The 24,805-nt window shown below is 56.8% G+C and carries 23 protein-coding genes; 15 read left to right on the plus strand and 8 right to left on the minus strand.

Going from position 1 to position 24,805, the window contains the following annotated elements:
• Positions 1-2: 2 nt before the first annotated feature.
• Complete coding sequence (locus tag AB8W27_RS12225; protein ID WP_071820287.1) at positions 3-248, plus strand: excisionase; 246 nt, start codon at positions 3-5, stop codon at positions 246-248.
• On the plus strand, positions 229-1,377 hold the full coding sequence (locus AB8W27_RS12230; protein ID WP_015740887.1) for a site-specific integrase: 1,149 nt from the start codon (positions 229-231) through the stop codon (positions 1,375-1,377). Before AB8W27_RS12225 ends, AB8W27_RS12230 begins: the two co-directional genes overlap by 20 nt.
• Here the strand turns inward: AB8W27_RS12230 and AB8W27_RS12235 are convergent.
• Positions 1,367-2,467 (minus strand): hypothetical protein, encoded by a 1,101-nt coding sequence (locus AB8W27_RS12235; protein ID WP_282914010.1) that lies wholly within the window; start codon positions 2,465-2,467, stop codon positions 1,367-1,369. The two genes, AB8W27_RS12230 and AB8W27_RS12235, sit on opposite strands and share 11 nt — an antisense overlap.
• Positions 2,445-3,695, minus strand: a complete 1,251-nt coding sequence (icd, locus tag AB8W27_RS12240) for an NADP-dependent isocitrate dehydrogenase (protein WP_015740885.1) — start codon at positions 3,693-3,695, stop codon at positions 2,445-2,447. The genes AB8W27_RS12235 and icd overlap by 23 nt, the downstream gene beginning before the upstream one ends.
• Before the next feature lie 115 nt (positions 3,696-3,810).
• Between icd and rluE the strand changes: the two genes are divergently transcribed.
• From rluE to AB8W27_RS12285, 9 genes are all read left to right on the plus strand, one after another.
• The gene (gene rluE / locus AB8W27_RS12245) at positions 3,811-4,467 is read left to right on the plus strand and encodes a 23S rRNA pseudouridine(2457) synthase RluE (RefSeq protein ID WP_007769570.1); all 657 of its coding nucleotides are present in this window, start codon (positions 3,811-3,813) and stop codon (positions 4,465-4,467) included.
• A gap of 10 nt (positions 4,468-4,477) precedes the next feature.
• On the plus strand, positions 4,478-4,927 hold the full coding sequence (locus AB8W27_RS12250; protein WP_041923452.1) for an NUDIX hydrolase: 450 nt from the start codon (positions 4,478-4,480) through the stop codon (positions 4,925-4,927).
• 268 nt (positions 4,928-5,195) lie between these two features.
• On the plus strand, positions 5,196-7,145 hold the full coding sequence (locus tag AB8W27_RS12255) for a methyl-accepting chemotaxis protein (RefSeq protein WP_015740883.1): 1,950 nt from the start codon (positions 5,196-5,198) through the stop codon (positions 7,143-7,145).
• Between the two features lie 193 nt (positions 7,146-7,338).
• Positions 7,339-8,448: a tRNA 2-thiouridine(34) synthase MnmA gene (gene mnmA, locus AB8W27_RS12260; protein ID WP_015740882.1), complete on the plus strand. Its 1,110-nt coding sequence runs from the start codon at positions 7,339-7,341 to the stop codon at positions 8,446-8,448.
• A 55-nt stretch (positions 8,449-8,503) separates the two neighbouring features.
• On the plus strand, positions 8,504-9,133 hold the full coding sequence (gene hflD, locus AB8W27_RS12265; RefSeq protein ID WP_015740881.1) for a high frequency lysogenization protein HflD: 630 nt from the start codon (positions 8,504-8,506) through the stop codon (positions 9,131-9,133).
• Positions 9,134-9,150: 17 nt separating this feature from the next.
• Positions 9,151-10,521 (plus strand): adenylosuccinate lyase, encoded by a 1,371-nt coding sequence (gene purB, locus AB8W27_RS12270; protein WP_007769547.1) that lies wholly within the window; start codon positions 9,151-9,153, stop codon positions 10,519-10,521.
• A gap of 154 nt (positions 10,522-10,675) precedes the next feature.
• Positions 10,676-11,347: a two-component system response regulator PhoP gene (phoP, locus tag AB8W27_RS12275; RefSeq protein WP_015740880.1), complete on the plus strand. Its 672-nt coding sequence runs from the start codon at positions 10,676-10,678 to the stop codon at positions 11,345-11,347.
• Positions 11,348-12,853, plus strand: coding sequence for a two-component system sensor histidine kinase PhoQ (gene phoQ / locus AB8W27_RS12280; RefSeq protein WP_041923451.1), 1,506 nt, complete (start codon positions 11,348-11,350; stop codon positions 12,851-12,853).
• A 49-nt stretch (positions 12,854-12,902) separates the two neighbouring features.
• Positions 12,903-14,024, plus strand: a complete 1,122-nt coding sequence (locus AB8W27_RS12285; protein ID WP_015740878.1) for a cupin domain-containing protein — start codon at positions 12,903-12,905, stop codon at positions 14,022-14,024.
• Between the two features lie 221 nt (positions 14,025-14,245).
• On the opposite strand, the gene pepT is transcribed toward AB8W27_RS12285, so the two are convergent.
• The gene (gene pepT, locus AB8W27_RS12290; protein ID WP_041923450.1) at positions 14,246-15,475 is read right to left on the minus strand and encodes a peptidase T; all 1,230 of its coding nucleotides are present in this window, start codon (positions 15,473-15,475) and stop codon (positions 14,246-14,248) included.
• Between the two features lie 287 nt (positions 15,476-15,762).
• Between pepT and potA the strand changes: the two genes are divergently transcribed.
• From potA to potD, 4 genes are read left to right on the plus strand one after another with little or no spacing between them, the layout of a single operon-like run.
• Positions 15,763-16,911, plus strand: coding sequence for a spermidine/putrescine ABC transporter ATP-binding protein PotA (gene potA, locus AB8W27_RS12295; protein ID WP_041923449.1), 1,149 nt, complete (start codon positions 15,763-15,765; stop codon positions 16,909-16,911).
• A complete protein-coding gene (potB, locus tag AB8W27_RS12300; RefSeq protein WP_015740875.1) occupies positions 16,895-17,752 on the plus strand; it encodes a spermidine/putrescine ABC transporter permease PotB in 858 nt (285 codons plus the stop codon). The genes potA and potB overlap by 17 nt, the downstream gene beginning before the upstream one ends.
• A complete protein-coding gene (potC, locus tag AB8W27_RS12305) occupies positions 17,749-18,561 on the plus strand; it encodes a spermidine/putrescine ABC transporter permease PotC (protein WP_041923448.1) in 813 nt (270 codons plus the stop codon). Before potB ends, potC begins: the two co-directional genes overlap by 4 nt.
• Positions 18,558-19,604, plus strand: a complete 1,047-nt coding sequence (potD, locus tag AB8W27_RS12310; protein ID WP_015740873.1) for a spermidine/putrescine ABC transporter substrate-binding protein PotD — start codon at positions 18,558-18,560, stop codon at positions 19,602-19,604. The genes potC and potD overlap by 4 nt, the downstream gene beginning before the upstream one ends.
• A 221-nt stretch (positions 19,605-19,825) precedes the next feature.
• Here the strand turns inward: potD and cobB are convergent, their stop codons facing one another.
• Genes cobB through lolC form a run of 5 tightly spaced genes read right to left on the minus strand, consistent with a single transcriptional unit; the run spans position 19,826 to position 24,728 of the window.
• Positions 19,826-20,650 carry a Sir2 family NAD+-dependent deacetylase gene (cobB, locus tag AB8W27_RS12315; RefSeq protein WP_041923447.1) on the minus strand — a complete coding sequence of 275 codons (825 nt, stop codon included), beginning with the start codon at positions 20,648-20,650 and terminating at the stop codon, positions 19,826-19,828.
• Between the two features lies 1 nt (position 20,651).
• Positions 20,652-21,572, minus strand: coding sequence for an N-acetylglucosamine kinase (nagK, locus tag AB8W27_RS12320; RefSeq protein ID WP_015740871.1), 921 nt, complete (start codon positions 21,570-21,572; stop codon positions 20,652-20,654).
• A 15-nt stretch (positions 21,573-21,587) separates the two neighbouring features.
• Positions 21,588-22,832 (minus strand): lipoprotein-releasing ABC transporter permease subunit LolE, encoded by a 1,245-nt coding sequence (gene lolE / locus AB8W27_RS12325; protein ID WP_041923446.1) that lies wholly within the window; start codon positions 22,830-22,832, stop codon positions 21,588-21,590.
• Complete coding sequence (gene lolD / locus AB8W27_RS12330) at positions 22,832-23,536, minus strand: lipoprotein-releasing ABC transporter ATP-binding protein LolD (RefSeq protein WP_007769521.1); 705 nt, start codon at positions 23,534-23,536, stop codon at positions 22,832-22,834. The genes lolE and lolD overlap by 1 nt, the downstream gene beginning before the upstream one ends.
• Positions 23,529-24,728 carry a lipoprotein-releasing ABC transporter permease subunit LolC gene (lolC, locus tag AB8W27_RS12335; protein ID WP_015740869.1) on the minus strand — a complete coding sequence of 400 codons (1,200 nt, stop codon included), beginning with the start codon at positions 24,726-24,728 and terminating at the stop codon, positions 23,529-23,531. The genes lolD and lolC overlap by 8 nt, the downstream gene beginning before the upstream one ends.
• Between the last annotated feature and the right edge of the window lie 77 nt (positions 24,729-24,805).

The following is a 24,805-nucleotide window of genomic DNA, read 5'->3' on the forward strand; positions in this document are numbered from 1 at the left end:
ACATGCTTCAGATGATGACTTTAGAAGAATGGGCCGCGCTGAAATACAGGAGTAATCCACCCAGTCTTAACACATTACGACGGTACGCTAAGCAAAGCATGTTCACCCCACCGGCGCGAAAAGAAGGCCGATATTGGCGAGTGCGCGAAGATGCGGAAATAACTGGAAATATAGCTCAACCAGTGATTAAAAGTTTAGATTCCCCTCAGCTTCAAAGGATATTGAGTGATGGCTGCCAGACCTCGTAAAAATAACGTTAAAGTACCAAATCTTTACCCACTCTACAGCCGCAAAGTGAATAAGGTTTACTGGCGATATAAGCACCCTATTACCGGGAAATTCCACAGTCTGGGTACCAATGAAGCTGAGGCTATTGCCATTGCGACAGAGGCAAACTCGCGTTTAGCTGAACAGCAAACGCGGCAAATATTAGCACTCAGCGACCGCATCGCTACCAGTAAAGGAAAAGCAATTACCACTATAACGTGGCTTGAGCGTTACTGGAAAATTCAGGAAGAGCGACTTAAGTCGGGAGACATAAGGCAAAATACATTTAAGCAAAAGGCTAAGCCAGTTTCGCTCCTGCGGGAGCGTGTGGGTATGAAACTAATCTCAGCGGTCGACGTTCGAGACATAGCGCAGATCCTTGATGATTATATTGCTGCCGGCCAGCCGAGAATGGCACAAGTCATTCGCTCCGTTCTAATCGATATTTTTAAAGAGGCGCAGCATTTTGGGGAAGTGCCTCCCGGTTATAACCCTGCCCTGGCGACAAAACAGCCGAGGCGACGAATCAACAGGCAGCGACTCTCACTGGAAGAGTGGCAAAAAATCTTCGATATTGCCGACGCTACTCATCGTTACATGGGGAATGCCATGCTGCTTGCACTCGTCACCGGTCAGCGTCTAGGAGATATCTCAAACATGAAATTTGCCGACATTTGGGATGATCACCTTCATGTAGTTCAGGAGAAAACTGGAAGCAAATTGGCAATCCCTCTTTCCCTAAGATTGGACGCAATTGGCTGGAATCTGAGAGACGTCATTGCGCGCTGTCGAGATTATGCTGTAAGCCCGTTCCTTATACATTTCTTCCGAGCCACCTCAATGGCTGAGCGTGGAGCGCAAGTGAAGTCGAATACGATAACAATGAATTTCAGTAAGGCGCGAGATAAAGCAGAAATACATTGGGGGGACGGTACACCTGCAACTTTCCATGAACAACGTTCATTAGCTGAGCGTCTGTATGGTGATCAAGGAGTAGACACTCAAAGGTTGCTGGGGCATAAATCTCCCCAGCAAACAGCCAGGTATCACGATAATAGAGGGAAGGATTGGAATTATATTGCACTAGCAAGCAGTTTAATTAAGAAATAACTAGATTCCGTTGAACCAGCCAATTGAAAATAGGGGTCATACTTGAACCAAATGGGAAGGATGATCCTAATAATATTTTCTTAACTACTCTTTCTTTTTTGGCAGTATCATGAGGTATATGATATACTTGTTTTTTATTAGAGTTTATATAGTTCTTAATGCGATGACTCATATAATCCTCTGAATTTAATGAAACACAAAGAGCGGCATCAAAAGTAATTATAATATATTTAATGTAACTGTAAAAAATCACTGAATCCCTTATCGAAATGTTAATTTCGCTATCTAATGTGGGTTGAGATAAATTTATTGGAAATTTCGTTAATTGCCCACGATGATTATGCATAGATTCAACTTGACTAAAACAATCCATTATTTCCTGGTTGACATTCCCTGAACCATGTATGAATGAATTCCTAATCTCTTTGAAGTATCGATACATTATTAAGAAATCGTTAATCCTAGCCCACCTATTCATATTATTAGAAGAAACGATCCCAAAAAAATTATTTTTTATAAAAGTTGAAGGATTCGAATTGACTTTGATAATCGCCTTCATATATCCATTACTTCCGTTCGTAGTAGGGAATTGAAGTGATTTTCTTGCTGTATCATCTCCAGGTAGTACATACTCACATATTTTTTCTGCCCATGCTTCGTACATTGTACAAGCTTCAAAGATAAGGGATTTACTGAAACGGTGTACATGTTCGTCCCATCCTTGGCTTAAACAAACTGATTCCAGATCAATTCCACCAGGTATTTCCAAACCTGTCAAAAACTTTTCTTTTAATACTTTATTATTCATATCAGGAAAACAATGTGTAAAACCTTTAACCTGCCACCACATTTCTCGAAGCCCAGCGTAACTTGCCCAAGTAAAGTTCAAAAAATCGCCCATTTGTTCATTGATTTTTTGTGTTTCAATGAAAAAGGTTTTTCGGCTCACCGTCATCATTACACCCTTTTTGATAAATAATTTTGATAAAATTTTGATAACCGTTACACAACTACTAATAAAAACGGGAACCAGTTGGCTCCCGTTCTTACCTAACCCAGCATCTGGATTACATGTTCGCGATGATAGCATCGCCAAACTCTGAACATTTCAGCAGCTTAGCGCCTTCCATCAGGCGTTCGAAGTCATAGGTCACGGTCTTGTTGTTGATAGCGCCTTCCATACCTTTCACGATAAGGTCAGCGGCTTCGAACCATTCCATATGACGCAGCATCATCTCAGCAGAGAGAATGATAGAGCCCGGGTTCACTTTGTCCTGGCCTGCGTATTTCGGCGCGGTGCCGTGGGTCGCTTCGAACAGCGCGCACTCGTCGCCGATGTTCGCGCCCGGCGCGATGCCGATGCCGCCCACCTGGGCTGCCAGGGCGTCAGAGATGTAGTCGCCGTTCAGGTTCATACAGGCGATAACGTCATATTCCGCCGGACGCAGCAGGATCTGCTGCAGGAAGGCGTCGGCGATAACATCTTTGACGATGATTTCTTTACCGGTGTTCGGGTTCTTGATCTTCATCCACGGGCCGCCGTCAATCAACTCGCCGCCGAACTCTTCTTTCGCCAGCTGGTAGCCCCAGTCTTTGAAAGCGCCTTCGGTGAATTTCATGATGTTGCCTTTGTGCACCAGAGTCACGGATTCGCGATCGTTGGTGATGGCGTATTCAATCGCCGCGCGCACCAGGCGTTTGGTGCCTTCTTCAGAACACGGCTTGATGCCGATGCCGCAATGTTCCGGGAAGCGGATTTTCTTCACGCCCATCTCTTCGCGCAGGAATTTGATCACTTTCTCAGCGTCAGCGGAGTCGGCTTTCCACTCGATACCCGCGTAGATGTCTTCGGAGTTTTCACGGAAGATAACCATGTCGGTCAGTTCCGGGTGTTTAACCGGGCTCGGGGTGCCCTGGTAGTAACGTACCGGGCGCAGGCAGACGTAAAGGTCCAGCTCCTGACGCAGGGCTACGTTAAGGGAGCGAATACCGCCGCCAACCGGCGTGGTCAGCGGGCCTTTGATGGCAACGCGATATTCACGAATCAGATCCAGGGTTTCCTGGGGCAGCCAGACATCCTGGCCGTAAAGCTGGGTAGATTTCTCACCGGTGTAAATTTCCATCCAGGAAATTTTACGCTCGCCTTTGTAGGCTTTCTCAACCGCGGCGTCGACCACTTTCAGCATCGCCGGCGTCACGTCCACGCCGATACCGTCGCCTTCAATGAACGGGATGATCGGGTTGTGGGGGACATTCAGCTTGCCGTTTTGCGCTGTGATCTTTTCACCTTCCGCCGGAACTACTACTTTGCTTTCCATTCACCTCTCCTTCGAGCGCTTCTGGTTGTGACTCATTTTGTTAATGATTTGTAATAGGCGTGATAATACTACCTTAATGTTCTGCCCCATGCCACGCCCTTATGAATAGGGTATAATGCGGCAATTGATAAAGCCTGAAAATAGTATGAAGAAAACTTCTTTTAGAAATCACCGGCTTGAGCGATTCAGCTCACAACATTCCGCTAAGCGCCGCAAACCCGAAGGCCCGAAACGGCTGATCCTCTTTAATAAACCTTATGATGTGCTGCCGCAGTTTACCGACGAGGCAGGACGCCAGACGCTGAAGGATTTCATCCCGGTAGCGGACGTCTATGCCGCAGGCCGTCTCGATCGCGACAGCGAAGGGCTGCTGGTGCTCACCAACGACGGCGCGTTGCAGGCGAAATTAACCCAGCCCGGGAAACGCACCGGGAAAGTCTATTTTGTGCAGGTGGAAGGCGAGCCGACGGACGAAGCGCTGGCGCAGTTACGCACCGGCGTGACGCTGAACGACGGGCCGACGCTCCCGGCAGGCGTAGAGCGCGTTGCGGAGCCCGCCTGGCTGTGGCCGCGCAATCCGCCCATCCGCGAGCGTAAATCCATCCCCACCAGTTGGCTTAAGATAACCCTTTATGAGGGGCGTAACCGCCAGGTGCGGCGGATGACGGCGCATGTGGGTTTCCCGACGCTTCGACTGATTCGTTACGCGACGGGCGACTATACTCTTGACGCGCTGGCCTGCGGCCAGTGGCGAGAAGTCCCGCTCAAATAAGGAGAACCGGATGTTCAAACCCCATGTCACCGTCGCCTGCGTGGTTCACGCGCAGGGCAAATTTCTGGTCGTGGAAGAGACCATTAACGGCAAAGCGCTGTGGAATCAGCCCGCCGGTCATCTCGAAGCTGACGAAACGCTGCTGGAAGCCGCCCGCCGCGAACTATGGGAAGAAACCGGCATCCGCGCCGAGCCGCAGCATTTTCTGCGCCTGCATCAGTGGCTGGCGCCCGACAACACGCCGTTTTTGCGCTTCCTGTTCAGCATTGAGCTCGACGCGCCGCTGCCGACCGAGCCGCACGACAGCGATATCGATCTCTGCCGCTGGGTGAGCGCCGACGAAATCCTCTCGGCAACCAACCTCCGCTCCCCGCTGGTAGCCGAAAGCATCCGCACCTGGCAGCGCGGCGAGCGTTATCCGCTCTCGCTTATCGGCGCGTTCAACTTGCCGCGGCGTTAACCGCGCCGCACTATTTGTTTCGTAGCGAAACTTTTAACGGCAGCTTAACATGCTGCCGCCTGGCGCTACACTCAGCACCTTCTGCCATCTTGCCCATCTTCCTTTGTGCACTCCTGCTGCGCCGAGGCAAAAGCGCCTGTTTTTACACCAACCCGCACGCTTTTCTCGTCATTAAAGAACCTTAAATCCACGCCGATAGAGCATTGACCAGGAGGCTCGTAACGAAGGGACACTAATGCTATTTCGTGGTTGATCCTGAGGAGCCGTGATGGCCAGACAATCCGTTCATAAAAAGATGAGTACCCGCGCGCAGATGCTGTTGACGGGCGCATTAACCATCACGCTGGGTTTTGTCGTCACCATCGGCGTGCTGAGCTGGCAGTCCAGCAACGAACAAAAATCACTGGCGGAAAGCTATTTACGCCAGATTGCCCAGAGCGAAGCGCTGAGAATTCAGCAGGAACTCAACTATGCGCGCGATGTGGCGCATAACCTTGGCCACAGCATGGCGTCCCTGCCCCGCGCGGGCATCACCGACCGTAAAGTTGCCGATCAACTGCTGGAAGGCGCGCTGCGCGATAATCCGGATTACCTTTCTGTTTCCGTTATTTTTGAAGAAAACGCTTTTGACGGGCGCGATGCGGAGTTCGACGGCAAACCCGGCCAGGCGCCGAAAGGCCGTTATGCCTTCTTCGTCGATCATGACCAGTCGGGCAACTACCAGTTTCATCCACTGCTCTCCTACCTGACGCCGGGCCAGGGCGATTACTACCTGATCCCGCAAAAAACCCAGAAAGATACGCTGATCGAACCCTACAGCTACGCCTACAACGGCGTGCCGACGCTGCTGACCTCGGTGGCGGCGCCGATTGTCTCCGACGGCCAGCTTAAGGGCGTGGTGACCTCCGACATCTCGCTGGCGTCGCTTCAGCAAAAAGTCAATCAGATCAAACCGTGGGAAGGGGGCGGTTATGCGATGCTGCTTTCCACCGCAGGCAAAATTGTCTCGTACCCGGATAAAAAGCTGACCAGCAAACCGTTCCCTGGCGATACCGCCGGATTTACCAGCCATGTGGTTGAACAGGACGATGCCATTCTTGGCGAAAAAGCGTTGGTTACCTGGCAGCCAGTCACTATTGGCAACAGCACGGATAACTGGTATCTGGGCATCGTGGCGCCGGTAAGCCAGGTGATGGCCGCCGCGAATCGCCAGTTAATGAACGCCATTATCCTTATGGTGGTCAGCATTCTGCTGGTGAGCGCGCTGCTGGGCATCGTCTTTAGCCGTAAAGTGCTTAAGCCACTCGGCGGTGAACCGCTGGAAGCCGCGACCATTGCGCTGGCGGTGGCAGACGGCAAGCTTGATAACGTGATTGACGTTAAACCGGGCGATCGCGGCAGCCTGTTCTATGCGCTTAACACCATGCAGGCGCAACTGCGCGGCATTGTCGGGCAGATCAAAGAGGCGAGCAACTCGGTGCGTCAGGGCGCGGGTGAAATTGTCAGCGGCAACATTAACCTCTCGTCGCGTACCGAAGAGCAGGCCGCCGCGCTGGAACAGACCGCTGCCAGCATGGAGCAGATCAGCGCGACCGTGAAACACAACGCCGCCAATGCGCATCACGCGACCGAGCTGACCGCCAACGCCACGCAAATCGCCAGCCGTGGCGAATCGCTGGTCGGTCAGGTGGTACAGACAATGGCGCAAATCGACGACAGCTCGAAGAAAATCAGCGACATCACCACGATGATCAACAGCATCGCGTTCCAGACCAATATCCTGGCGCTTAACGCCGCGGTAGAGGCGGCGCGGGCGGGCGAACAGGGCCGCGGCTTTGCCGTAGTGGCAAGCGAAGTCCGAAGCCTTGCGCAGCGCAGCGCGAACGCGGTGAAAGAGATTGCAGCCCTTATAGAAGAGTCGGGTCAGCGCGTGGCTAACGGCGTGCAACTGGTGAACGACGCCGGGAAAACCATGCAGGAGATGACTCAGGCGGTGCATTCCGTGCAGACCATTATCGGTGAGATCGTCAGCGCGTCTGATGAACAGTCGAAAGGCATCAGCCAGGTGACGATCGCCGTGAATGAAATGGACGGCGTGACCCAGCAGAACGCCGCCCTGGTGCAGCAAATGGCGGCGGCGGCCAGCTCGCTCGAAGAGCAGGCGCAGCAGCTGGCGCAAACCGTCGAGCAGTTCAGCCTCGAAGACCGCTACGCCTGAATGACCTCCGCGGGGGCCTGACGCGCCCCCGCCCTCTTTTACCGCCTATCTTGTTAAGCCCCGACCAGTCGCAATTATTGCCGTTAAGCCCTTTTCTTCGCGCGCAAAGGCAAACCCGGCGCGCTCAGGGGGTGTTTGCGCCGCCTGCGCGTGCTAGAATACGCCGCCTTTGTTTTAAGTCGTGAGTGGTGCAATGTCTGATAACAGCCAGAAAAAAGTCATCGTCGGCATGTCCGGCGGCGTCGATTCCTCCGTTTCCGCGTGGTTACTGCAACAGCAGGGCTATCAGGTGGAAGGTCTCTTCATGAAGAACTGGGAAGAGGATGACGGCGAGGATTATTGCACGGCCGCTTCCGACCTCGCAGACGCCCAGGCGGTGTGCGATAAGCTCGGCATCGAGCTGCATACCGTCAACTTCGCGGCGGAATACTGGGATAACGTGTTCGAGCATTTCCTGGCGGAATATAAAGCCGGACGCACGCCGAACCCGGATATCCTCTGCAACAAAGAGATCAAATTTAAAGCCTTCCTCGAATTCGCCGCGGAAGATCTCGGCGCAGACTACATCGCGACCGGCCACTACGTGCGTCGCGCCGATGTGAACGGCAAAAGCCGCCTGCTGCGCGGCCTCGACGGCAATAAAGATCAAAGCTACTTCCTCTATACGCTCGGCCACGATCAGGTCGCGCAAAGCCTGTTCCCGGTCGGCGAGCTGGAAAAGCCGGAAGTGCGCCGCATCGCCGAAGAGCTAGACCTGGTGACGGCGAAGAAAAAAGACTCCACCGGCATCTGCTTTATCGGCGAGCGTAAATTCCGCGAATTCCTTGGCCGCTACCTGCCTGCGCAACCGGGTAAAATCGTGACCGTCGATGGCGATGTCATCGGTGAGCATCAGGGTCTCATGTACCATACCCTTGGCCAGCGCAAAGGCCTCGGCATCGGCGGCACCAAAGACGGCGGCGAAGAGCCGTGGTACGTGGTGGATAAAGACGTCGAAAACAATATTCTGATTGTCGCCCAGGGCCACGATCACCCGCGCCTGATGTCGGTCGGTCTTATCGCGCAACAACTGCACTGGGTGGATCGCGAGCCGGTCACCGCGCCGTTTACCTGCACCGTGAAAACGCGCTACCGTCAGGCGGATATTCCGTGCACCGTGCGTCCGCTGGATGACGATCGCATCGAAGTGCTGTTTGACGAGCCGGTCGCCGCGGTAACCCCGGGGCAATCCGCCGTGTTTTATCTGGGCGAGGTGTGCCTCGGCGGCGGTATTATCGAACAGCGTCTGCCGCTGCCGGTTTAAGCCTGATGCCGCCTGCGCGGCCATGAATGAACAGCCGCGATAAAAAGGAGTCTGTGTGGCAAAGAACTTCTACGACATCACCCTTGCGCTGGCGGGCATCTGCCAGTCGGCGCGTCTGGTTCAGGCGCTCGCGCATGAAGGTACCTGTGACAGCGAGGCCCTGCGCGTCTCGCTCAAGAGCGTGATTGACCAGAACCCGGCCTCCACGCTTGACGTCTTCGGCGGCCGCGAAGCCGGGCTGAAAGTCGGCCTGGAGACGCTGCTTGGCATGCTGAACACCAGCAGCCGCCAGGGCCCCGGCGCTGAGCTGACGCGCTATACGCTGAGCCTGATGGTGCTGGAGCGTAAGCTTGCCGGCAGCAAAGGCGCGATGAATACGCTTGGCAACCGCATTGCCGATTTAAGCCGCCAGCTTGAGCACTTCGAGCTGGAGTCCGACACGCTGATGAACGCGATGGCCGGGATTTATGTGGATGTGATAAGCCCGCTCGGCCCGCGCATTCAGGTCAACGGTTCGCCTAACGTGCTGCAAAGCCCGCAGGTTCAGGCGAAAGTGCGCGCCACGCTGCTCGCCGGTATCCGCGCCGCGGTGCTCTGGCAGCAGGTCGGCGGCGGACGTCTGCAACTGATGTTTTCCCGTAATCGTCTGACCACCCAGGCGAAACAAATTCTTGCTCAATGTTAACCTCTCAGGAGTGACTGATGGAATTATCCTCACTGACCGCCGTTTCCCCCGTTGATGGACGCTACGGCGATAAAGTCAGCGCGCTGCGTGCCATTTTCAGCGAATTTGGCCTGCTGAAATTCCGCGTACAGGTTGAAGTACGCTGGCTGCAAAAGCTGGCCGCACACGCAGCGATCAAGGAAGTTCCTGCTTTTGACAAAAACGCAAACGATTTCCTTGATGCGATTGTCGCAGGCTTCAGCGAAGAAGACGCGGCGCGTATCAAGACTATCGAGCGCACCACTAACCACGACGTCAAAGCGGTTGAGTATTTCCTGAAGGAAAAAGTGGCTGACGTTCCGGCGCTGCATGCGGTGTCCGAGTTTATCCACTTCGCCTGCACCTCTGAGGATATCAATAACCTTTCCCACGCGCTGATGCTCTCCACCGCGCGCGAAGAGGTGATCCTGCCGTTCTGGCGTAAAATTATCGACGCGGTCAAAGATCTGGCGCACCAGTACCGCGATATCCCGCTGCTCTCCCGCACCCACGGCCAGCCAGCCACGCCGTCGACCATGGGCAAAGAGATGGCGAACGTGGCGTACCGTATGGAGCGCCAGTTCCGTCAGCTTCAGCAGGTCGAGATCCTCGGTAAAATCAACGGCGCGGTCGGCAACTATAACGCCCACCTCGCTGCTTACCCGGAAGTGGACTGGCACCAGTTCAGCGAGGAGTTTGTGACCTCGCTCGGCATCCAGTGGAACCCGTACACCACCCAGATTGAACCGCACGACTATATCGCCGAACTGTTTGATTGCATGGCGCGCTTTAACACGATCCTTATCGACTTCGACCGCGACGTCTGGGGTTACATTGCGCTGAACCACTTCAAACAGAAAACCATCGCTGGCGAAATCGGCTCCTCCACCATGCCGCACAAGGTCAACCCGATCGACTTCGAAAACTCCGAAGGCAACCTGGGCCTGTCGAATGCCGTGCTGCAACATCTGGCGAGCAAACTGCCGGTGTCCCGCTGGCAGCGCGACCTCACCGACTCCACCGTTCTGCGTAACCTGGGCGTCGGCGTCGGTTATGCGCTTATCGCTTATCAGTCAACCCTGAAAGGCGTGAGCAAGCTGGAAGTGAACCGCGCTCGCCTGCTGGACGAGCTGGACCACAACTGGGAAGTGCTGGCTGAGCCGATCCAGACCGTGATGCGCCGCTACGGCATCGAGAAGCCGTATGAGAAACTCAAAGAGCTGACCCGCGGCAAACGCGTCGACGCCGAAGGCATGAAGCAGTTCATTGACAGTCTCGAACTGCCGGAAGAGGAAAAAACGCGCCTGAAAGCGATGACGCCAGCCAATTACATCGGCCGCGCCATCCAGATGGTCGATGACCTGAAATAAACCTCCACGCGCCACCTTCGGGTGGCGCGCTGCATTCTCCCCTCGCCTTTTCCGCACCTCTGTCGATCCCGGGCTGGTTTATCCAATGTTTATGCCCTTTCAGTAATAATTGGCGTTAAACTATTTATATAATTGATGGATAAGGGGACCCCGGATGCGCGTGCTGGTCGTCGAAGATAATGCTTTGCTGCGACATCACCTCAAAGTGCAGCTCTCTGAGCTTGGGCACCAGGTGGATGCGGCGGAAGATGCCAAAGAAGCCGATTATTACCTGAATGAACATCTGCCGGACGTGGCGATTGTCGATCTGGGCCTGCCAGACGAAGACGGGCTGAGCCTTATCCGCCGCTGGCGCGCCAGCGAGATTACGCTGCCCATCCTGGTACTCACCGCCCGCGAGGGCTGGCAGGATAAAGTCGAAGTGCTGGGCGCGGGCGCCGACGACTACGTCACCAAGCCGTTTCACATCGAAGAAGTGGTGGCGAGAATGCAGGCGCTGCTGCGCCGCAACAGTGGGCTGGCCTCGCAGGTGATCTCCATGCCGCCGTTCGTGGTGGATCTCTCGCGCCGCGAAGTGACCATTCACGACAATCTGATCCGCCTGACCGCCTTCGAATACACCATTATGGAGACGCTTATCCGCAACGCGGGCAAAGTCGTTAGCAAAGATTCGCTGATGCTCCAGCTCTACCCGGACGCGGAGCTTCGCGAAAGCCACACCATTGATGTTTTAATGGGCCGTCTGCGCAAGAAAATTCAGGCGGAATATCCGGGCGAGGCGATCACCACGGTGCGCGGCCAGGGTTACCGGTTCGATCTGCGCTAAATGAAAAAAAACGTGCTGCGCCACTTTTTGCCGCTCTCGCTGCGGGTCCGTTTTCTGCTGGCGACGGCGGCGGTGGTGCTGGTGCTGTCGCTTGCCTACGGCATGGTGGCGCTGGTGGGATACAGCGTCAGCTTCGATAAAACTACCTTCCGCCTGCTGCGCGGCGAGAGCAATCTTTTCTACACCCTCGCCCGCTTTGACAACGGCAAACTGACCGTCGAGATCCCCGATCATATCGACAGGCAGAGCCCGACGCTGACCTTTATCTATAACGAAAAAGGCAAACTGCTCTGGTCGCAGCGCGACGTGCCGCGCCTGATGAAAGCTATCCGCCCGGAATGGCTCAACGCTAACGGCTTTCATGAGCTGGAAACGCGCTTTAGCGATACGCGCGCGCTGCTGGGCGCGAACCGTGCCCTGCAAAAGCGGCTCAATGATTACGATCCTGACCGGGATGACGAAACCACGCACTCGGTGGCGGTGAACGTCTACCCGGCCACCGCCACCATGCCCGCGCTGACGGTGGTGGTGGTGGACACCATTCCTGATGAGCTGAAAAGCTCATGGAGCGTCTGGAACTGGTTTATCTACGTGCTCGCAGCCAATCTGCTGCTGGTTATCCCGCTGTTATGGCTCGCCGCCTGGTGGAGCCTGCGGCCGATAGAAGCGCTGGCGCGCGAAGTCCGCGAGCTGGAAGAACATCATCGCGAGCAACTGAACCCCTACACCACCCGCGAGCTGACAAGCCTGGTGCATAATCTCAACCGGCTGCTGAAAAGCGAGCGCGAGCGCTATGAGAAATACCGCACGACGCTCACCGATCTCACCCACAGCCTGAAAACGCCCCTGTCGGTGCTGCAAAGCACGCTGCGGTCGCTGCGGACCGGCAAAACCGATGTGGAGCAGGCCGAGCCGGTGATGCTGGAGCAGATCAGCCGTATTTCGCAGCAGATTGGCTACTACCTGCACCGCGCCAGTATGCGCAGCGGCAGTATGCTGCTCAGCCGCGAGCTGCACCCGGTGGCCTCGCTGTTAGATAACCTCACCTCCGCGCTGAATAAGGTTTATCAACGCAAAGGCGTGAGTATCACGCTCGATATCTCGCCGGAGATCGTCTTCATCGGCGAGAAAAACGATTTTCTCGAAGTCATGGGCAACGTGCTCGATAACGCCTGTAAATATTGTCTGGAGTTCGTCGAAGTGACCGCGCAAGTGGCCGATGACACGCTGCACCTGGTGGTGGAAGATGACGGGCCGGGCATTCCGGAAAGCAAGCGCGCGCTGGTGTTTGACCGCGGCCAGCGGGCCGATACGCTGCGCCCCGGCCAGGGCGTCGGGCTGTCGGTCGCCCGCGAGGTGGTGGAGCAGTACAACGGGCAAATCCTTACCGGCGCCAGCCCGCTTGGCGGCGCCCGAATGGAAGTGATTTTCGCCCGCCAGCAGCCGCCGGTTGGCGAATCTTCCGTCACGCTTCGAAAAAACCTGTCAGACAACCACGCAGAGTGACGCGCGTCCGTTATAATCCGACTCAACTTCAGAGCCTGCGGAATACAATATGGACTACCACGTAGAGATAAACTGGCCCGATTTCATTGAGCGCTACTGGCAAAAACGCCCGGTGGTGTTAAAGCGCGGCATTAAGAATTTTGTCGACCCGCTCTCCCCGGACGAACTGGCCGGTCTTGCGATGGAGAACGAGGTGGACAGCCGCCTGGTCAGTCATCAGGACGGTAAATGGGAAGTCAGTCACGGCCCGTTCCAGAGCTACGATCATTTAGGCGAAACCAACTGGTCGCTGCTGGTGCAGGCGGTCAATAACTGGCACGAGCCGAGCGCCGCGCTGATGCGCCCGTTCCGCGCCCTGCCGGACTGGCGCATTGACGATCTGATGATCTCCTTCTCGGTGCCGGGCGGCGGCGTCGGCCCGCACCTCGATCAGTATGACGTGTTTATTATCCAGGGCGTCGGCCGTCGCCGCTGGCGCGTGGGCGAGAAAGTGCCGATGAAACAGCACTGCCCGCACCCGGATCTACTCCAGGTCGCGCCGTTTGAAGCGCTGATCGATGAAGAGCTGGAGCCGGGCGATATTCTCTATATTCCGCCGGGATTCCCGCACGAAGGCTATTCGCTGGAAAACTCGATGAACTATTCGGTTGGTTTCCGCGCGCCGAGCGGCCGCGAGCTTATCAGCGGCTTCGCCGATTATGTGTTGCAGCGCGAGCTCGGCAGCCAGCGCTACAGCGATCCGGACGTGCCGGCCCGTGAATGTGCCGCGGATATTGTGCCGGCGGAAGTCGAAAAACTGCGCGAGATGATGCTGGATCTGATTCGCGATCCGGCGAATTTCAACGAGTGGTTTGGCGAGTTTATCACCCAGTCGCGTCACGAGCTGGATGTGTCGCCGCCGGAGCCGCCGTATCAGCCGGATGAAATTTATGACGCGCTGAAACAGGGCGATACGCTGGTGCGCCTCGGCGGCCTGCGCGTGCTGCGTATTGGCGATGAGGTCTTTGTGAACGGCGAGAGGCTTGACACGCCGCACCGCCCGGCGCTGCATCAGTTGGCCAATGAAATGGTGCTGAATGAGGCGATGCTCGGCGAGGCGCTGGAAGACCCGTCGTTCCTGGCGATGCTGGCGGCGCTGGTGAACAGCGGTTACTGGTATTTCGCGGATTAGCAGCGGTAGTGTATGACGGTGGGTGCGCTTCGCTTACCCACCCTACGTTAATGGCGTCCTGACGTGTGGTGGGTGCGCTGGCGCTTACCCACCCTACGCTAATGGCGTCCTGACGTGTGGTGGGTGACCCATCCTACAACATCATCTGAATGTTAACTAAACCTGTAGGGCGGGTAAGCGTCAGCGCACCCGCCTTTTTCATGCTTAATTAACGCGCAGGATCACCCCTCCCGCTGCGCCGTTAATTCGGCGATACGCACAATCACTTGCACCGCTTTCTCCATCCCTTCCAGCGTCGCAAACTCATGCTTGCCGTGATAATTGTACCCGCCGGTGAAAATGTTCGGACACGGCAGGCCCATAAACGACAGCTGCGCGCCATCGGTGCCGCCGCGGATTGGCTTTAACTGCGGCTCAATGCCGCAATCGATAATCGCCTGGCGGGCTATCTCGATAATATGCGGATGCTCGGCCACCTTCTCGCTCATATTGTAATAGCTGTCTTCAATCGCCAGCTCAATATAACAATCCGGGTGCAGCCCCTTGCCGACCTGCTTCGCGATATCCATCATGCGGCGTTTACGCGCTTCAAAATTCTCACGGTCAAAATCGCGGATGATGTAATGCATCTCGGCGCGATCCACCGAGCCTTTCATGGTGTGCAGATGGTAAAAACCCTCGTAGCCCTCGGTGCACTCCGGGCTTTCCCCGGCAGGCACCAGCGCATGAATGCGCGCGGCGAGCGACAGCGCGTTCACCATCACGCCTTTGGCGCTGCCAGGGTGCACGTTGTTGCCGACGATTTTGATTGTTACCGAAGCCGCGTTGAAGTTCTCATACTCCAGCTCCCCGATACCGCTGCCGTCCATGGTGTACGCCCAGCGCGCATCAAAGGCTTCGACATCAAAATGCTTCGCGCCCTTGCCTACCTCTTCATCCGGCGTAAAGGCCACGCGGATATCGCCGTGAGGAATGTTTTTCTGCACAAGCGTCGCCATGGCGGTCATGATCTCCGCGACGCCCGCTTTATCATCCGCGCCTAACAGCGTTTTGCCGTCGGTCGTGATAAGCGTATGGCCGAGCAACTGATGAAGCACCGGGAACATCACTGGTGAGAGGATCTCTTCGCCGGTGCCCAGCGCGATATCCCCGCCGCGGTAGTTTTCAACGATTTGCGGGTTCACGTTTTTGGCGGTGAAATCTGGCGAGGTATCGACATGAGAAATGAATCCGATGGGGGGGACGGGTTTATCCAGGTTCGACGGGAGCGTCCCGGTCAGCGTGCCGTGCTCGCTCAACGACACATTGACCATGCCCAGTTCTTCCATCTGAGTCTTCAGCAGGTTTAACAGCTTCCACTGGCTTTCGGTGCTGGGAACATGCTTCACCCCGGCCCGGGACTGGGTATCCATAGTGACATATTGCAGGAAACGTTCGAGTAATTTATCCATGTTCTCACCCCTGTTATTTTGTGACGTTATTATCATTAAGCATTAAAAGACAAATATTGTTTCAGGTCACCTTTCGCCCGGCGAAGAGGAATAATCCTGCCGGGAAAAAGGGGGTATTTCTCCCTTCGTGCAACCGACCTGACAGAAAGCGCGGAAATCCGCGTGAAACCAGCAAGAAAGCGTCTGTGGCATTGGCGATTTCTATGGTTTGCCGTAGAATGCCTGCCCTTATCACGTGCCAGACCCAAAGGTGGTTCATCACAAACCCCGCATCCGGTTTCTTCTTGATGCGTTTATTACGGGACAGAGTCAAAAAATTGAATACACAGCCGCGCTCGCTTTCCCCGCTTCTGCAACTGGCGGATATCGGGAAAAGCTTTGATGGTAAAACCGTCATTTCTGATTTCTCACTGACCATCAATCATGGTGAATTCCTCACGCTCCTCGGCCCGTCCGGCTGCGGTAAAACTACCGTACTGCGCCTTATCGCAGGCCTTGAGAACGCCGATACCGGGCGTATCACGCTCGATTCACACGACATCACCGACGTTCCCGCCGAGCATCGCCACGTTAATACCGTTTTCCAGAGCTACGCCCTGTTCCCGCATATGACGGTATTTGAGAACGTCGCGTTTGGCCTGCGGATGCAAAAAACGCCCGCCGCCGAAATAACGCCGCGCGTGATGGATGCTTTAAAGATGGTGCAGCTTGAGGAATTTGCCCAGCGCAAACCGCATCAACTCTCCGGCGGCCAGCAACAACGCGTGGCGATCGCCCGCGCCGTGGTGAATAAACCCCGCCTGCTGCTGCTCGATGAATCGCTCTCGGCGCTCGACTATAAACTGCGCAAACAGATGCAGAACGAGCTGAAAGCGCTGCAACGCAAGCTGGGTATTACTTTTGTTTTCGTGACGCACGATCAGGAAGAAGCGCTGACGATGTCCGACCGCATCGTGGTCATGCGCGACGGGCGCATTGAGCAGGACGGCACACCGCGCGAAATCTACGAAGAACCCAAAAACCTGTTTGTGGCGAGCTTCATTGGCGAGATCAACATCTTTGAGGCCATCGTCATTGAGCGTATCGACGCGCAGCGCGTGCGCGCAAACGTGGAAGGCCGCGAGTGCGTGCTGTATGTCGCCTTCCCTGTGGCCGCAGGCCAGAAACTCAACGTGCTGCTGCGCCCGGAAGATCTGCGCGTTGAAGAGATTAACGGCGACGGCGAAGCCGACGGCCTGATTGGCTTTGTGCGCGAGCGCAACTATAAGGGCATGACGCTGGAATCGGTCGTGGAGCTGGAAAACGGCAAAATCGTGCTGGTCAGCGAATTTTTTAACGAAGACGACCCCGATTTCGACCACTCGCTCGATCAGAAAATGGCCGTGACCTGGGTGGAGAGCTGGGAGGTGGTGCTGGCCGATGAAGAGCTCGCGTAAATTCCAGAATGGGGTGATCGCCACGATCGTCGGCTGGCTGGTGCTGTTTGTCTTCCTGCCCAACCTGATGATCATCGCCACCAGCTTTCTCACCCGCGACGACGCGCATTTCGTAAGCCTGGTGTTTACGCTGGATAACTACGCGCGCCTGCTCGACCCGCTCTATTTCCAGGTGCTACTGCATTCGCTGAATATGGCGTTGCAGGCGACGCTGGCGTGTCTGGTGCTGGGCTACCCGTTTGCGTGGTTTCTGGCGAAGCTGCCGGCGAAAGTGCGCCCGCTGCTGCTGTTTTTACTGATAGTCCCGTTCTGGACGAACTCGCTTATCCGCATCTACGGGCTGAAGCTGTTTCTCAGCACGCGCGGCTATCTGAATGAGTTTTTGCTCTGGCTTGGCGTTATCGACACGCCGGTGCGCATCATGTATACCCCGTCGGCGGTGATTATCGGTCTGGTCTATATTCTGCTGCCGTTTATGGTGATGCCGCTCTACTCCAGCATTGAGAAGCTCGATAAGCCGCTGCTGGAAGCTGCGAAAGATCTCGGGGCCAGCAAACTGCAAACCTTTGTGCGCATTATTCTGCCGCTGACGATGCCGGGCATTATCGCCGGGTGTCTGCTGGTGATGCTGCCCGCGATGGGGCTGTTTTACGTCTCCGATCTGATGGGCGGCGCGAAAAACCTGCTAATCGGCAACGTTATCAAGAGCCAGTTCCTGAACATCCGCGACTGGCCGTTCGGCGCGGCGACCAGCATTACGCTGACGCTGGTGATGGGTCTGATGCTACTGGTGTACTGGCGCGCCGCGCGCCTGCTTAACAAGAAGGTGGAACTGGAATGATCGGTCGCCTGCTGCGCGGCGGTTTTATGACCGCCATTTACGCTTACCTTTACATCCCGATCGTGATCCTGATTGTGAACTCGTTCAACAGCTCGCGTTTCGGCATTAACTGGCAGGGCTTTACCACCAACTGGTACAGCCTGCTGATGAATAACGATAGCCTGCTGCAGGCCGCCCAGCACTCGCTGACGATGGCGGTGCTCTCCGCCACGTTCGCGACCGCCATCGGCGCGCTGACGGCGGTCGCGCTCTACCGCTACCGTTTTCGCGGCAAACCGTTTGTCAGCGGCATGCTGTTTGTAGTGATGATGTCGCCCGATATCGTGATGGCGATTTCCCTGCTGGTGCTCTTTATGCTGGTGGGCATTCAGCTCGGTTTCTGGTCGCTGCTGTTCTCGCACATCACGTTCTGCCTGCCGTTCGTGGTCGTCACCGTCTATTCACGTCTGAAAGGCTTTGACGTGCGCATGCTTGAAGCGGCGCGTGATCTGGGCGCCAGCGAAATCATCATTCTGCGCAAAATCATTCTGCCGCTGGCGATGCCGGCGGTGGCGGCGGGCTGGCTGCTGAGCTTTACGCTGTCGATGGATGACGTGGTGGTGTCATCGTTCGTGACCGGGCCTGGCTATGAAATCCTGCCGCTGAAAATTTACTCGATGGTCAAAGTGGGCGTGTCGCCGGAAGTGAACGCGCTCGCCACCATTCTGCTGATGCTGTCGCTGGCGCTCGTACTGGCAAGCCAGCTGATGCTTCGCGATAAAACGAAAAGCCTGCCTCGCCAGGCCTTAACCCCAGGGGACGTAAAATGAAAAAATGGTCACGCCACCTGCTTGCTGCGGGTGCTCTGGCGTTCGGCATGAGCGCCGCGCATGCTGATGACAAGAACACGCTCTACTTCTACAACTGGACCGAGTACGTGCCGCCGGGCCTGCTTGAGCAGTTCACGAAAGAGACGGGCATTAAGGTTATCTATTCGACCTATGAATCGAATGAAACCATGTACGCCAAGCTCAAGACCTATCAGCAGGGCGCCTACGATCTCGTGGTGCCGTCCACGTACTTCGTCGACAAGATGCGTAAAGAAGGGATGATCCAGAAGATCGACAAGAGCAAGCTGTCGAATTTCCATAATCTGGATCCGGCGATGCTGAACAAGCCTTTCGATCCCAATAACGACTATTCCGTGCCGTATATCTGGGGCGCGACGGCAATTGGCGTGAACAGCGACGCCATCGATCCGAAAAGCGTGACCTCCTGGGCGGATCTCTGGAAGCCGGAATATAAAGGCAGCCTGCTGTTGACCGATGACGCGCGCGAAGTGTTCCAGATGGCGCTGCGCAAGCTCGGGCTTTCCGGCAACACCACCGATCCGAAAGAGATAGAAGCGGCCTATAACGAGCTGAAAAAGCTGATGCCGAACGTGGCGGCGTTTAACTCCGATAACCCGGCGAACCCGTATCTGGAGGGCGAAGTGAACCTCGGCATGGTGTGGAACGGCTCGGCGTGGGTCGCCCGTCAGGCGGGCGCGCCGCTGGATGTGGTATGGCCGAAGGAAGGCGGGATTTTCTGGATGGATAGCCTGGCGATACCGGCGAATGCGAAAAACGTTGAAGGCGCGCATAAGCTGATTAACTTCCTGCTGCGCCCGGATGTGGCGAAGCAGGTTGCCGAAACGATCGGTTACCCGACGCCGAATCTGGCAGCCCGTAAGCTTCTGAAGAAAGAGGTGGCGGAAGATAAGTCGCTTTACCCTGCCGAAGCCATCATCAAGAAAGGCGAATGGCAGAACGATGTCGGCGACGCCAGCGCGATTTACGAGTCGTATTACCAGAAGTTAAAGGCGGGACGTTAAGTTTCGTCGCGATGTCGTGGTGTAAAGGTGGGTGCGCTTCGCTTACCCACCCTACAACCGGAAGATGCGGCGTTATGCGGTAGAGATGTGGCGTTGCGTGGTGGGTGCGCTTCGCTTACCCATCCTACGAATAACCGGTTAAAGAGCGGTGTAGGGCGGGTAAGCGAAGCGCACCCGCCGTTTCCCTCTGACACTGCCGTTTCCCTCTGACAACCCTGCCGTCAAAGCCCTTTCAGCAGCTTCTCGACATACTCCGGCACCACCTGGCTTGCCAGCCCGTAATGCTTCTCTTCAAACTCGCTGCCGACCTGGCTTGGCTCAAGGTTAAGCTCCACCGTATGCGCGCCCTGAAGCTTCGCTTCATGCACAAAACCGGCGGCCGGATAAACGTGCCCGGAGGTGCCGATGGCGATAAACACATCAGCGCGCGCCAGCGCTTCATAAATGCGGTCCATACCGAGCGGCATCTCGCCGAACCACACCACATGCGGACGCAACGGCGCCGGGAACTGGCAGCAGTGGCACTTATCGCCAGGCGTCACGTCGCCCGTCCACTCCAGCACCTGCCCGCTCTGCGAACAGCGCACTTTCAGCAGCTCGCCATGCATATGCACCACGTTTTTGTTGCCCGCGCGCTCATGCAGATTATCGATATTCTGGGTGACCAGTAAAAAACGGTCGCCGAACGCCTCTTCCAGCCGCGCCAGCGCCAGATGCGCCGCGTTAGGCTGGATCTCCGGTTGCTGAAGCTGACGACGCCGGGCGTTATAGAATTCCTGCACCAGTTGCGGATTGCGCGCGAACCCTTCCGGCGTCGCCACATCCTCAACCCGGTGCTCTTCCCACAGCCCGTCGGCGGCGCGGAAGGTGCGAATGCCCGATTCCGCCGAGATCCCCGCCCCGGTTAAGACCACAACCACAGGTTTATTCATTACTTCAGGTGTCATAATTCTGTCCCGGAAAAAAATTCGCTGGCGCAAGCGCTCGCGCAGCCGACGTTTATTCCTTCGAAACCGGCCCAGCCGGTGCAGACGACGCGATTGCATTTCAACTCCGTGAGCGTGTGAGATGGAGAAAAGCCGCGCCGCGCATACCGCCCGCGTCGCCGTGGCGCGCCTGCTCGATACGCGGCACTTTCGCAACAGGCAGCAGATACGCAGGCAGCTTCACTGAGAGCGCCGCCGTCAGATGCGAAAACCCCGACAGCCCGCCGCCCAGCACCACCAGGTGCGGGTCCAGCACCGTCAGCAGGCTCGCAACGCACGCCGCCAGCAGGTCAGTGTAGCGCTCAACATGCGCCTGCGCCTGGGCGTCACCCTGCTGCCAGCGCGCGATGATTTGCGGCGCCTCCAGTGATTCATGGTAGAAGTGTTGCCAGAGCCATGCAAAGCCCCGGCCGGAAAGATAGTTCTCAATACAGCCCGTTTGCCCGCAGCCGCAGCGGATCAGCGGGATATCGCGCCCGAGGATCGCAAGCGCGTCCACCGGCAGTCGAATATGCCCGAACTCGCCCGTGATAAAGCTGCGCCCGGTCACCGGTTTGCCCTCGACAATCACGCCGCCGCCGACACCGGTGCCGAGAATAAGCCCCATCACGACCGGATACGCGCTGAACGCATCGTCCCACGCCTCGGAGAGCGCAAAACAGTTGGCGTCATTATCGATACGCACGTCGCGCCCGAGCCGCGCGCTGAGATCGCGCCTCACCGCCCTGCCGCTGGCGGCGGGGAGATTGGCGGCGTAAAGCAGCCCTTCGTCGGTTTCAGGAATACCCGGTATGCCGATGCCGACATGGCCCGCGCCGCCGAAGCGGCGATCGGCCTCTGCCACCAGCGCGGCGATGACGTCAAGAAAGTTGTCGTAGCTGTCGTGCGGCGTCGCGACGCGGGTTTGCCATTGCAGACGCCGCGCCTCATCGTAAACCCCGAGGGCGATTTTGCTGCCGCCAATGTCAAACCCGTAATACATCCGCCGCTCCCTGAATTATTGTCCGCTCAGTACCCGCGCCGGATCGATGCGGCTTGCGCGCCGCGCCGGATACCAGCTTGCCAGCAGGCTCAACACCAGCGCCGTGATCAGCACATAGACCACATCGAGCGCGTGCAGCTCCGAGGGCAGGAAGTCGATAAAGTAAATATCGCCTGAAAGGAAATGATGGCCGATCAGTTTTTCAATCCCGTGAATAATGGCGGTCAGCTGCCATGACGCCAGCACGCCCACCACCACGCCGCTGACCGAGCCGAGCAGCCCGGCGAGCAGTCCGTACCAGACGAAAATCGCGCGAATCAGACCATCCTTTGCGCCCAGCGTGCGCAGCACGGCGATGTCGCTGCTTTTGTCTTTCACCGCCATCACCAGCGTCGAGACGATGTTAAAACAGGCGACGCCAATCACCAGCACCATCGCCAGATACATAATTGCGCGGATCATCTGGATATCGCGATACATGTAGCCGTAGGTGTTGATCCAGCTTTTGATATAGACATAAGCGTCCGTCACCTGACCCGCGTCACGCACCAGTTGATTCGCGTTGAAGACATCATTCACTTTGATGGCGATACCCGTGACACTGTCACCGAGGTTCAGATACCCCTGCGCATCGGTCAGCGGCACCATCGCAAAGCTGTGATCGAGCTGGCCGCTCAGTTGCAGAATGCCAGCCACCTGCAAACGCACGCGTTTAGGCTGCAACAACTTATGGTCGGCGTCAGAATTCGGGATCATGATAGAGAGCCAGTCGCCCTGCTTCACTTTCAGCGCATCCGCCACTCCTTTACCGACAATGATTTGCTGTTTGCCTGCCTGAAAACTCTGCCAGGCATTGTTCTGCACATAATGCGGCAGCGCGCTTAAACGCTGCTCCTGCGCCGGATCAACGCCTTTCACCTGGATGGCGCGCAGGTTCGTCCCGCTCTCCACCAGGCCGGTAAAGTTGACGTACGGCGCCGCCGCGACTATGCCGTTGACCTTTTCAACGCGCGTCACGACATCCTGCCAGCCGCGCCACGGTTGCTCCACCGGCTCGATTTCGCCATGCGGCACGACCGCCAGAATGCGGTTATTCAGCTCGCGCTCAAAACCGTTCATGGCGCTTAAGCCCACAATCAGCACCGCCACGCCAAGCGCGATGCCGATAGTAGAGATAACGGAGATCAGCGACACCATGCCGCTGCGTCGGCGCCCCCGGCTAAAGCGCAGGCCAATCAGTAACGATAACGGGGAACCCATTACGCCCTCCCCATCAGGGTCAGCTCAGGGTTCAGATGCCCGTCGCGCATCTCCAGCTGGCGCGACAGCCGCTTCGCCAGTTGCAGATCGTGCGTCACCACCAGAAAAGCGGTGCCCTGGGTTTTATTCAGCTCGCCGAGCAGGTCGAAAATACTGTCGGCGTTACGGGCGTCGAGGTTACCGGTCGGTTCATCCGCCAGCACCAGCCGCGGATTATTCACCAGCGCGCGGGCGATAGCGACGCGCTGACGCTCGCCGCCGGAAAGCTCAGACGGGCGATGGTTGCTGCGGTGCGCGAGGCCTACGGCGTCGAGCATCGCCAGCGCCCGGCGCTCGGTTTCCGCTTTCGGCGCTTTACCGATTAAAAGCGGCATCGCCACGTTTTCCATCGCGGTGAAATCCGGCAGCAGATGGTGAAACTGGTAAATAAAGCCAAGCTCGCGGTTGCGCAGTTCCGCTTTGGCGGAAGACGAGAGCGTGCTCAGCGCACGTCCGCTGAAAATCACGTCGCCGGAGGTGGGCGTATCCAGCCCGCCCAGCAGGTGCAAGAGCGTACTTTTGCCGGAGCCGGAACTGCCGACAATCGCCATCATTTCGCCCGCGTCGATGCTGAAGCTGACGTTGTGCAACACATCCGTTTGCACTTTGCCTTCCTGGTAGCGTTTGCACAGGTTGTCGCACTGTAACAGCACAGAATTACTCATAACGTAAAGCCTCAGCGGGTTCGGTGGCGGCGGCGCGCCAGGAAGGATAAAGCGTGGACAACAGCGCGACGGCCATCGCCGCCAGCGCAATACCGATGACCTGCAACGGCTCGATAACGACCGGCAGCGCGGCGCCATCAAGGAACGCGCCAATCACCGGCATCAGATTATTCAACTGGCTGGCGAGCAGCGCGCCGAGCAGCGCGCCAAACAGCGCGCCGATAACGCCTGCGCTGGCGCCCTGGACCATAAACACCGCCATGATTTGACGGCGCGTGAGGCCCTGGGTTTGCAGGATAGCCACTTCGCCCTGCTTCTCCATCACCATCAGCCCCAGCGACGTAATGATGTTAAACGCGGCGACGGCGACAATCAGGCTCAGCAGCAAGCCCATCATGTTTTTCTCCATGCGCACCGCCTGGAAGAGTTCGCCCTTACGCTCGCGCCAGTCCTGCCATTGGGTGTTCGCGGGTAAGGTCTGCTGGCTCAGCACATCCACTTTCAGCGGTTCATTCAGCCACAGCCGCCAGCCGGTGATATTGCCTGCCGGGTAGCGCATCAGGCGTGAGGCGTCCTGAATGTTGACCAGCATCTGGTAGCCATCCACTTCGCTGTTGGCGGCGAAGGTGCCGATAACGGTAAAGAGACGCTGGCTCGGCAGTCGGCCCATCGGCGTGAACTGGCTGGCCGACGGCACCATCAGGCGCAGTTGATCGCCGCGTTTGACGCCAAGCTGGCCCGCGAGCTGTTCGCCGAGAATAATGTTGTATTTCCCGGCGGCCAGATCCTGCTGGTTGACGTTGACCAGATACGGCGTCAGCGGGTCGCGCTGCGCCGGGTCGATACCCAGCATCACGCCCACCGCCACGCTGCGGGCGCTTTGCAGCACCACATCGCCGGTGGTGAGCGGCGCGATACGGTTAACGCCCTCAAGGTGGAGGCTGTCGGCAGGCAACTGCTGCGGATTGACGGAGCCTTTGGATGAACTGATAAGCGCCTGCGGCATCAGCCCGAGAATGTTGTTTTGCAGTTCACGCTCGAAACCATTCATCACGGAGAGCACTGTCACCAGCGCCAGCACGCCGAGCGTGATGCCGATAGTGGAGAGCCAGGAGACGAAACGGCCGAAGCGGTCTGCTGCACGCCCGCGCATATAGCGCAGGCCGATAAATAACGCGACAGGTTGATACATGAAATCCGTCTTGTACGGTTGCTAATGCAAAGTGATCAACGATAATAAAGCCCAGATCTGATTTATGGAACCACTAA

Origin of the sequence: Cronobacter turicensis (assembly GCF_041222865.1) — a bacterium.
Lineage (GTDB): Bacteria > Pseudomonadota > Gammaproteobacteria > Enterobacterales > Enterobacteriaceae > Cronobacter > Cronobacter turicensis.